6 protein-coding genes are annotated in these 6489 nt (G+C 62.8%); all 6 read right to left on the bottom strand.

What is annotated here, in order from left to right; all coding sequences use genetic code 11:
• On the bottom strand, nt 1–1186 hold a 1186-nt coding region (locus BJI47_RS17710), incomplete at its 3' end, for an IS1380 family transposase (protein WP_088942103.1).
• A 213-nt stretch (nt 1187–1399) separates the two neighbouring features.
• Entirely contained in the window at nt 1400–2368 is a 969-nt protein-coding gene (locus BJI47_RS17705) for a GAF domain-containing protein (RefSeq protein WP_125458749.1), read from the bottom strand.
• A gap of 265 nt (nt 2369–2633) precedes the next feature.
• On the bottom strand, nt 2634–3041 hold the full coding sequence (locus BJI47_RS17700) for a DUF6262 family protein (protein WP_088944972.1): 408 nt from the start codon (nt 3039–3041) through the stop codon (nt 2634–2636).
• Complete coding sequence (locus BJI47_RS17695; protein WP_088944971.1) at nt 3038–4687, bottom strand: tyrosine-type recombinase/integrase; 1650 nt, start codon at nt 4685–4687, stop codon at nt 3038–3040. The genes BJI47_RS17700 and BJI47_RS17695 overlap by 4 nt, the downstream gene beginning before the upstream one ends.
• Before the next feature lie 6 nt (nt 4688–4693).
• Nucleotides 4694–5275 (bottom strand): hypothetical protein, encoded by a 582-nt coding sequence (locus BJI47_RS17690; protein WP_088944970.1) that lies wholly within the window; start codon nt 5273–5275, stop codon nt 4694–4696.
• Nucleotides 5272–6486 carry a tyrosine-type recombinase/integrase gene (locus BJI47_RS17685; RefSeq protein ID WP_088944978.1) on the bottom strand — a complete coding sequence of 405 codons (1215 nt, stop codon included), beginning with the start codon at nt 6484–6486 and terminating at the stop codon, nt 5272–5274. The genes BJI47_RS17690 and BJI47_RS17685 overlap by 4 nt, the downstream gene beginning before the upstream one ends.
• Nucleotides 6487–6489: the final 3 nt, after the last annotated feature.

Genomic DNA, 6489 nt, shown 5'->3' with positions numbered 1-6489 from the left:
GGTCGAGGGCGAGTTGCACGATAGCCAGCCAGATGCGGTTTTGATCGAAGCCGTGCAACGGGAAGTTGGTGAGACCGGTGTCCTTCGCGACGCGGATCCGGTCCTCGCAGCGCGCACGGCGACGGTGACGAAGTTCGAGATCCTGGACCTTCCCGCCGACGGTGTTGGTGGCGAACGCAGTCAACCGCAGGCCGTCGGCATCGGTGAACCGTAGTTGAGCACCGGGGTGTGGTCGTTCTTTTCTGATGACCACGCGCATCCCCTCCGGCCAGGCGGTGAGGTCCACGATGCCGGTGGCGTCGATGACCCAGGCACCGTCACGGACTTTCTTCTGTGCGTCGACGGCGACCGACCAGGCGTCCTCGGGAGCGTCGGCGAGTGCGGTGACCATCGCATCGGTGAGCCCGAATCCGATCGAATACGAGACCCGTTGGTTGTGGAGCCAGGTGAGGTATTTGTGGCTCGCGCCGGCACCGTCGGTACGAATGAGCACCTTCTTGCCGGGGCGTGTGCTGCTGGTGGAGGGTAACTGTGCCAACGCTTTCCGAGTGACCTCGATATGATCTGCCGCTGTGTTCGATCCGGCGTTACCGGGCCGCAGCAGCGCCGCGACAGGTTCACCGGTCCCGCTGGTGCCGTGGTCGACGAACGCCATCAGGGGATGAAATCCATAGCCTCGTTTGTACGTCGGTGCAGCAGACTCCTTGTCCGAGTGGGCCGCGACGAGGGTGGCATCGAGGTCGATGACGATCGGATTCTTGGCGGTGATGTCGTGATCGGGAGCGTGCTCGCCGGCGTGTTTCCACGCCGCGGTGCGAGCGGATGCTCGGGCGGTGTCGATCGCGGTGAGCACCGAGGCGGTGTCGGTGGTCAATGCCGTGATCAGGCGGGAGACGGTGGGATCGGAGGGAACTCTTCCGAAGACGGCAGCGTGTTCACGCAGGGTGGCGATGTCGGCGAGGCAATCCCCACCGAGGGCCAGCGACACTGCGAGGTCGAGGACGATCTTGCCGGGGTCGAACTGCGCCAACGGTTTCCGCCACGACACGAGCTGCTTCGACAACGCTGCGGTCAATCCCGTCACTTCCGCCGTGCGCAGCAAAGTCACTGCACCGGCGTGCGACACGACACCGGTTCCGGTGGCATCAACGGACAGGGTGGGGTACGACGACGTAGACTTGCTCACCAGAAGGGTGCTCCTTGTTCCAGCGTGTATTCAACCTTAGACAAGTCGAATTATCGCAGGTGGGAGCACCTTTCTTCGTTTTCGACACAGATCAGATCCTCACCTCTGTGAAAGCACGAGGCTAGGCGGTCAAGGCCATCCCGATCTCCACAAGAATGACCCGGGTACTTCGGTAAGTGCGAGAGATCTCGAATAGTAGCCGATACCGATCCGCTACGCCACGGATCTGCGAATTACGGTAAATGTTGCGAGAGAAGCATTTTCGACGTCAGGGATTGGCTTCAATTCACAGTGAAACGCTTGATACTGCCCATTCTGATGTAGAAGCCGCACCGTTCCACGTCGCATAGCCGTCTCGGGGCGGGTTTCAGATGGGAGTGACGTCATATCGATCGGATTGAACAAGCTCTTACCTCTTCGGTCCCGGTACCGCCAAGCGGTCCCGGTGGGCGGTTCGTCGTACCAATGCAGCAGTTCCAGATCTTGCGACCTGACCACAGCACGGTGGACGCCGACTCTGGAACTCGCTTGCGCAACCAAACCGTCGTGACTTTCTCGCCCGTCAATTGGCCCGTCGACATGTTCAGGCAGGGGAATTGAAAGTCCGGAGAGGAACCGGTCAGTGCTCCCACTGCCACTGCTGACGTGTCCGCTGACCACCGCGTCGTCGATGCGTGCACGAACACGAAATCTCTGGTGTGGGATCTCGTTACGGTCGAGCACTACCGAGTCGAACCCTGTCGCATACCGCGGTGCCGCAAGGACGCTGAGAATTGCACCCGCATCGGTTCCGTAGTCGACCATGTGGAGACGTTCGGCAACTCCAATCTCACTTTCCGTCAGGCCTTTCGTGACGTTCCACCGAAAAGCGAGCACAGGTCCCCGATCGGGGAGCGGCACCCTCTGTCCGAAGATGCCAAGCCACACCCCTGGGACGTGTCCGTCCTCGGCGACAATCGGCTCGGCGCGTAACACCAGATCCTGAGGCAGCTGCTCCTCCGATGCACCCGTTCGCAGATTAGCGACGTTCGAGACTGTATCCAATGCACGCTTGCAGTTGGGGCCCCGAAGGACCGCGGTGAGCGCCTTTGCTGAACGTTGAGACTGACCCACGGCGAGCACACAGGGCTGTTCCGGATCCATTGCATCGATGAGTAGCCAGGAACGACGTTGGTCCTTCACGCAGAACATTCTGCCACTAAAACCGACCGTTGTGTTTTTGCTAAAGGTCTAACTGCTGCCACTATACCCAGCCAAGTTCCCTGTCGACGGTCGGCAAAACAGCCTTCCGTCAGCAACGAGGTGTGCACTGCATACACAACTCATCTGCGCCCTGGGTGAGATTTGTTCGTACGCCTGGTCGAGATCGGTTACGTCCATATGTGAGCGAGGGTCGCGGAGCAGCATGAGAAGTGAAGAGTCACAGCAGCAAAGGGAGGCGCACCAATCACGTCGCAGGCTCGTACCGGGGCGTGGTCGTGGTTCGGCGTAGTGCGAGGTTCTCGCCGTGCGCCGCGGCGAGCGCGGCATGCAGCCGGGTGATCTCGGCTTTCGCTTCGCCGAGTTGACGGGTGAGGCTGAGCACGATCGTGCTCAGGGTGTCCGGGGAGACCGGCGTGGCTGGTGCTGGTTGATTGCGGGTGCGCAGGCGGGTGATCGTCTCTCGGAGTTCGGTGTTGCGGTAGAGAAAGTCGAGGCTGACGTTGCCTTCGCGTGCCACCTTGCGGAAGTTCACTGCTTCCCCTCGTTTGTTCAGTGCGGCAATTGCTTTCGATGCCTTCTCGACGGCGGCGGTAGTACGGGCTTCGGCGGACCGGCGGAGCAGTTGGCGGCGTTGTTCGGCGTTGAGCGTCATGGCAGAGGTCCTCTCGGGCGGGGGCCCAATGGCAGGTCGATCGGTTTCCGCGGCTCCGCTGCCTTGCGCATCGCTTGTCGGCCGTCGACGCCGGCTCCTTGCACGGTGTTCGATTCGTCGCCGTCGGCGAGGTTGGCGATGATCAGGGTTAGTGCGGCGACTTCGCTGCGGCGGGCGCTGAGCCAGATGTTGTCGTCGGTCATGTGCTTGCCGGTGCGCTGGAAGTGTTGTGTGCGGCGGGTTTCGATCAGTTGCAGTGTCGAGTGCCGTTGATCTTCGAGTTCGGTCAGGTAGGTGGCGTTGGTGGCGAATTCGCCGCACGTGAGGCACGCGTTGCCCCGTTCGCAGGTTTTCGGGCGCGGCAGCAGACAGTAACCGTTGGGCAGGATCCGGTCGGTGCGTTGATCGAGTTGCAGGACGTCGAGTAGTGCGTGTTGGTCGATGTCGTGGTCACGCCCGTCGGTGCCGATCAATGTCAGTCTCAGGAATTCTTGTTCGTGAGTGCTGGCGAGTGTTTTCGCGTAGCGCAGCGTCATCTCCGGTGAGACGTGACCGAGATAGCGTTGCACGACGTGCAGTGGTGTGCCTGCGTTGAGCATCTGAGTGGCTTTGGTATGCCGCAGCCGGTGGGTGCGCTGGAAATCGACGGGCCGTCCGTGTTTGTCGCGGAGCTCGATCAGTGCGGCGAGGTCGGTCAGTCGCTGCCTGATGCCGCCGAGGGGGCGTTGGCCACGTTGGTTGCTTTTGCGGGCGAGGAAGAGGTACTTCGGTTCCGCGCCATCGGTCAACGTCGGGAGGATGGTGTCGCGAACCCAGTCCTGTTGCTCGCGAATGATGTTCACTACGGCCTGCTCGACCGGGATCGTGTTCGGGGCCCCATCGATCTTGGTTTGCTGGTAGCGCAGCCGTGCCACGAAGAACTCCGACACTGGGGCTTCGGATTCGGTGTTCTGCGGATCGGGGTGTCCTCCGGGTGTCGTGAGTAGGGAGCTCAGCGGCTGCGGATCGAGCATCAGGATCTCGTTGACGCGCCGCCCGGTGAGGATCAGCAGCAGATAGGCGCGCATGACCTGCGGATCGCCGAGCCCGAACACTTCTCTCTCGCGCCCGTCGACCACAATGGTGCGGCTTTCCGATACCGGTAAACCGATCAAATCCAGGTGTGCGGTGACGCGGCTGAGGTCGTGTTCGTCGAGGTATTCGGGTGCGTCGTCGGAGCGCCTGACCGAGATCGTTTCTCCCCGCGGCCACATCACGAGGTGGCGTTCGGTCAACTCACGCCACCGCGGGTCGCCGAGCACGAACGCTGCTTCGTCGCGGTGTTCGACGAAGAAGGCGTACATCGAGTTCACCGCCGTCTGGGTGAGGGAGATCGTCTTGTTGGACAACGGCTGACCCCTGTTGGGTCCATTGGCGGCGCGGCGGGTGCGTAGCCATCCGAGGAAGTCGTTCGCGAACGGGCGCAGCATCGTCGCCGGGTCGGTGACCAGTACGGGACTGTCGATGCCGCGTTCGATCAGAAACGGCCCGAAATGAGCAGTCAACGAGGTCCGGTATCGGCCTACGCTGCCCCACCGAATCCGGTCGGCGTTGATGAGGGTTCCGAGCCACCATTGCCCGGCCGCGCGCAGCCAGTCCGGTTCCACACTCGATCAGTCGACGGTGGCTTGACCGCGCGGTTCGTGTCGACGCGCTGGTATTCGGGGGTCATGGATGGGGTCCCACAGCTCGGCCTGCCACCATGCTTGTTCGTGGTAGGCGATGCCGACCGCCCGCCGCAGGCGGCGCATGATCTGCAGGTGGTTTTGGCTGAACCGTGCGCCCGGAAGCCGCTGGTGGCGGGCGGTGAACGCTGATCGGGCTTCGGCGATCCACGTGTCGAGGTCCAGATCGAGGACAGAGGCGATCGGTGGCTGGCCTTGCTGGACCCGCGAGGTGCTGATCTGCGCGATCTGATGCATCCACGCCGAGACTGCGGCTGGCGCGACCCGTTCACCGGTGGCATGCAGGGACCACAGCCACCAGATGAATTCGTGACGGATCGGGTCGGGGACATCGAGTGGGACGTACCGGTGAGTTCGGGTTCCGTAGTGGTAGATCACCTCGTGCCACGGCCAGGCCAGCATGTCGAGCGTTTCTCCTGGCCTGAGATGTTCGGGTACGAGTTCCCACAGGTCCTGGTCGGTCACCCCGGCTGGTGTGTGTTCGGGCAGCGGCAGCGCAGCAGACTTCATCGAACCTCCGGTTCCGTTGCATAGCCGGGCACCGCTGGCAGTGCCCATCCTTGCGCGTACTTGCGCCACTCCGCCACGCTGCGCAGCTCGGCTTCTTCGGTCACCCACCCGTAGAGGTCCAGGGTGGTCTGGACCTGGGCATGACCGAGTCGGCGCATGACGACATGTTCGGGGACACCGCTCAGAAGTAGCGCGGTGGCGTGGGTATGCCGGAACCAGTGCGGAGTCCAGCCTGTGGGGACGCTGTTCCCGAGGCGGCGGTGCAGCCTCTCGACGACCCGGTAGACACCGCTCGGTGTCATCGCCGACAGCAGTTGCCCGCCAACGGTATTGACCAGCACGGGATCGGTGTCACGAAGCGGTAAGCCGCGGCGGTCGGCGAGATCGCCGACCTCGTAGAGGAAATCCCCGTACAGCCGCTCGAGCCGGTCGGATACGAACACACGCCGACCTTTCAGGTTCTTCACCCGGGCACCGTTGGAATTGTCGTCGCGAGGTACGACCTCGATGTAGGGCGTGGACCCGCGACCGACTATCCAGTCCTCGTGGCGCAGCCCCAACGCTTCTCCGAGACGAAGACCGGTCTCTGCGAGTATTTCGAACAGTAAACGGTCACGCAGATTCCCGGTCCACGACCGGTTGGCCGGATCGAATGTCGCTGCGGTATCGAAGATCCGTTGCACATGCACCGGCAGGAACACCGGTGTCGGACCGGTGTGCCAGCGGCGGCGCGGAACGAGTACGGCGGGTCGATCGCGACGCCTGTTCCGCAGGTGCGCCAAGAACGATTGGAACTCCGGCTCGCGTCTCGCACGTCCCAATCGTGGTGCCACCGTGCCGTATTGGCGTTCGGACCATTCGTAGAACGAGGCTAGCGCCGCTAAGCGTAGTGACACTGTGCGCGGTCCGCAGGTGGTGGGCTTGGCCGGAGGTAGGCGAGTGGTGGGGAGATTCCCGCCGGCGAGCCAGCCGATGAATCCGCTCAGAGCGGTCAGTCCAGGATCGCGCCAGTCGACGCCGGTCTGTTCGAGGTAGTGCCACCACAATGCGAGCCCACGGGAGTACGCCTTCACGGTGTTGGGGCTGAAAGCGCACGCGACCCGAAGCCACTCCAGCCACTCCTCGACAGGATCCACCACTGCGTACTCGCGGTCGAGGACAGTCCAGGTCACCCCGCCGTCCGGCAATAACACCTTCTGCGTCCGAGCCATGAC

Origin of the sequence: Rhodococcus sp. 1168 (assembly GCF_002091955.1) — a bacterium.
Classification (GTDB): Bacteria; Actinomycetota; Actinomycetes; order Mycobacteriales; family Mycobacteriaceae; genus Rhodococcoides.
Note: the sequence above shows the minus strand (reverse complement) of the source record. Positions and strands in the feature narration are given on the sequence as shown.